Origin of the sequence: Sphaerochaeta sp. (genome assembly GCF_050256055.1) — a bacterium.
Lineage (GTDB): Bacteria > Spirochaetota > Spirochaetia > Sphaerochaetales > Sphaerochaetaceae > Sphaerochaeta.
The window spans coordinates 1-3561 of the sequence record NZ_JBFWIJ010000058.1 but is presented as its reverse complement, the minus strand read 5'-3'; the positions used below and the strand labels follow the sequence as shown (position 1 = coordinate 3561).

The 3561-nt window shown below is 48.2% G+C and carries 4 protein-coding genes; 1 reads left to right on the top strand and 3 read right to left on the bottom strand.

From position 1 onward, the window contains the following. Positions 1–567: IS630 family transposase (locus AB7C91_RS13605; protein WP_428592368.1), on the top strand; the 567-nt coding region annotated here is incomplete at its 5' end. A gap of 183 nt (positions 568–750) precedes the next feature. On the opposite strand, the gene AB7C91_RS13600 is transcribed toward AB7C91_RS13605, so the two are convergent. The 3 genes from AB7C91_RS13600 to AB7C91_RS13590 all read right to left on the bottom strand — a co-directional run bounded on the left by AB7C91_RS13600 (position 751) and on the right by AB7C91_RS13590 (position 2896). After that, on the bottom strand, positions 751–996 hold the full coding sequence (locus AB7C91_RS13600) for a hypothetical protein (protein WP_428592365.1): 246 nt from the start codon (positions 994–996) through the stop codon (positions 751–753). A gap of 34 nt (positions 997–1030) precedes the next feature. Continuing rightward, on the bottom strand, positions 1031–1225 hold the full coding sequence (locus tag AB7C91_RS13595) for an extracellular solute-binding protein (RefSeq protein ID WP_428592362.1): 195 nt from the start codon (positions 1223–1225) through the stop codon (positions 1031–1033). Positions 1226–1783: 558 nt separating this feature from the next. Then, complete coding sequence (locus AB7C91_RS13590; RefSeq protein ID WP_428592358.1) at positions 1784–2896, bottom strand: transposase; 1113 nt, start codon at positions 2894–2896, stop codon at positions 1784–1786. Positions 2897–3561 lie beyond the last annotated feature (665 nt).

The following is a 3561-nucleotide window of genomic DNA, read 5'->3' as shown; positions in this document are numbered from 1 at the left end:
GACGAAAAACCTCTGCAATTGCTTGCACACAAGAGGAAAAGCATTCCGATGGAACGGGGGAAGCCACTGAGGGAGGACTCGGAATACATCCGCAAGGGTACCTGTAGCATCTTCATGTTCAACGAACCGCTGGGCGAATACCGGTATGTCGATGCAAAAGAGCACAGGACCAAGGAAGACTGGGCCCGCCAGATCAAGCGGCTCGTTGACGAAGACTATCCCGATGCAGATGTCATCCGCTTGGTGCTTGATAACCTCAACACTCATAAGATTGGATCTCTGTACACCACCTTCCATCCGGAGGAAGCGTTTCGGATTGCATCCAAGTTGGAGATCCATTATACCCCGAAGCACGGCAGTTGGCTGAACATGGCCGAGTGCGAACTGGCTGCCTTGACCACCCAATGCATCGAGACAAGAAGGTTGCCTGATATCGAGACGGTTTGCAGAGAAGTCTCTACATGGGGAAGGGACAGGAACTCAAACCAGAAAGGAATTGATTGGCAGTTCACTACCAGTGACGCAAGAACCAAACTCAAGCGCCTGTACCCAGTGATCAAGGAATAGGTTTAAGTGTTACGAGCTACTAGTGTGATGACATGCCCGTCATACTGAAAAAACTGCCGGAGAAAAACTCCTCTCCGGCAGGAAATATATGAATCGATGCTTACGGTCTCAGGAACAGTGTCACCTGAATGAAGCCTTGTTTGTTCTGGTCGATCACTGTCTGGACACGGGCACCGAGGTCGGCTATACCGTCCGAGCAGCGGCACCGTATTTGAACGTCGTAGGATTGACGGCAACACCGACACTCGAGCCACCATACATCATCACATCGCCGTTGCTGAAAGGACCGGAAAGGTATTTGTCTTCACCGGCAAGACGGGCATATTCCGTGCGGTGAAGGTCAAGGACAAACTCGAAAGCCTCCACGCCGGAAGGCTCGGTGAACCTCCCCTTGCCGTCGACGATGAACTCATTGCCGTTCTGTAGCATGAGCATGTACTGCTGGAACATCCCTATCAGGTCGTCATACCCGATGGCAGGCTTTTTCGTGGCCTCTACCAGCCTTCTTGGAAACTGTCACCAGCTCGTTCCATGTCCTGGACGGCTGGAGGCCGAGCTTCTCGAACTGTGTCTTGTTGTAGAACAGTACCTGGGAGCTCTTGGTGAAAGCGATGGTACAGGTTTTGCCGTATGCATTGCCCGCATTCCGGTAGGACACAAGCACCTATTTTTGAATTTGTTTCATATCAGCGACAATGGCCATTCTCTCAAAAAGAAAGGTATTCTCCCTAAAAAGACAGAGAAAGGGAGCTTATTGATAATCATTGGAAACTTAACTCTTTGGGGTCGTTCCCTTTCCGTGAGGCTGGGTACAGCCGTACTTGTGTTGTCCACTTCGCTCCCAATCGGGCTTATTTCCCATATAGTACCACATTGTGGGAGAATATCAATATCTAAGGGAGAAAACCATACGTTGAGGATCCCTCTCCAATGCATATCGATCTGTCGAGAAACATCCATGCTATAAAGCTGATGATTTCCTGCAACCGTTCTTTTCTTCTTAAGAAATTATCTCTTGACAATATAGAGCCTCTTGCAAAATGAGCGGTCATCGTGAATCGGAATCCATGTAACGATATTGTTACCGATGATCGTGCGGGTCGAAATGTCCAATCGATGGCTTTGAGAGACTATTCACGCCGAATCTATAGTTGGGGTGGTACAAAAAGGCACACCTGTTCCACGACAGGTGAATGTTCCATTGTTATGTGTACCGCTATGCTGTCTTCTGAAGGTCAGGCAGAATGCAATACTGCAATATCTTGATCGCGGCAAGGCACAGCACCCCGGTCATCAGGCAGTGGGCGACCTTGTCCGGGCCCCGTACCATGATCTTCGAGGGGATCAGCCAATCCTTCAAATGAGCATTGGATCGTTCGACGGTGGAACGGATCTTGAACCGTTGCTTCTCGGCGGGAGACAGGACCCGTTGTTGTTTTCGCCTCTTGTTCGGATCGACGATGGGAATCCTGCCATTTCCGATGATGAAATCCTTGATGGGTTTCGCATCGTAGGCGCTGTCCATCAGCGAATACAGATGGATGATCCGTCCTCCGGTCATCCGCTCCAAGGGAATGGCCACTTGGCTGTCGTGGACATTCGCCCCGGTGACGATGGCACTGATGGGAATGCCGCTGTCGGTGACATCCAGGTGCAGCTTGTAGCCCTTCCAATAATTGTTGTTGCCCTGACTATTGCGCTTGCATCCCCAGCTGCAGAGGGAGTTCAGCTCACCGACCGCCTGTTTGGCTGATTGCACAAGTTGTCTCTCCAACACGTTTTGTTGCTTATCCCTTGGTTCAGAACCTTTCTTTGGTCTGCCGCGCTTACCCTTGGGTTTCCCTTCCTTCTTCCTGTTGGTCGCCTTCTCGCGTGCCTCGATCGCCGTGGAGTCCCGGCTGACGTGTCCTACGATATGGTCCTGTAGATACGACGATACCAATGGACCGAGCGTCCTCTCCATGAGTCTTTCTTGTGCATGGGATGCGTATCTCCTGCTGAAGGTGGCTTCGCTGGGAACGGTGGAGAACCCACATATTTGCCTCAGCGACGGATCGCTGAGCAACCGGTTGCGCAGTGATGTGACTGTGGGAATCTTGAAGAACTGCTTTGCCAGGAAAGAACGGATCATCGCAGTCCCATCATAGGATTTGCGTCCCGGCAGATTGTCAGGGCGGTCACAAAGGGGCAAAAATTCCTCGATCACCTGCAGCATCTGGATGAAGGTGCGGTGCTCATCGGTCACATACCCTTCGAAAATCTCCTGGATGTCGTAGGAAATACCGAATACCATCTGGCAACCGCCCAGGATTTCTGTTATGCTTTTCATGGACCTGCTCTCCTTCTATGTTTTTGTGGTAAATAACATTATATAGGATTGTCAGGTCCATTTCCATATGTTTTGCCCGATGGGGGCTCATTTCAGACAATTCTGTGCACCCAAGGACTCTTCCGAACGCTTGGGGCAGGGCAAATTACCAGGCTTTTGCTATTTTGCAAGAGCCTCAAGTATATCGTATTAACCATAGCTATAAGGAAACTGCTATACTTACGTATTTATAAAATATACGTATGTATAAGGTTACCAAGTGATATGGGATTACTTAAACCTAAGTTGAAACCACTAAGAGAGACCATTACAAAACATCAAAGTGATATTCTTCATATACAGTGATCTCTAGTAATCCTTAGCCTTCGAATATGAGTACGTTGATCATGGAGATTCAAATTATGCCAAGTGCTTCTTCATGGGGTACTTCACGATAAATAATTCTACACTTCCGAATGTTATTACGGCTATTTATCCAAAAGACTAATAATAACGTAAAGTTCTGGCATATCAATTTATTTCAAGAAAGCCAATGATTAAAAATCAAGAAAGGATTGTATACGCAATAATGCGTGATATACTTGTCTGAAAGTGTTAATCAAGGCGGAATGTGATGGTTGAACAAGAATTAGTTAAGCTTCAAGAGCAACTGAGAATTATTAAGG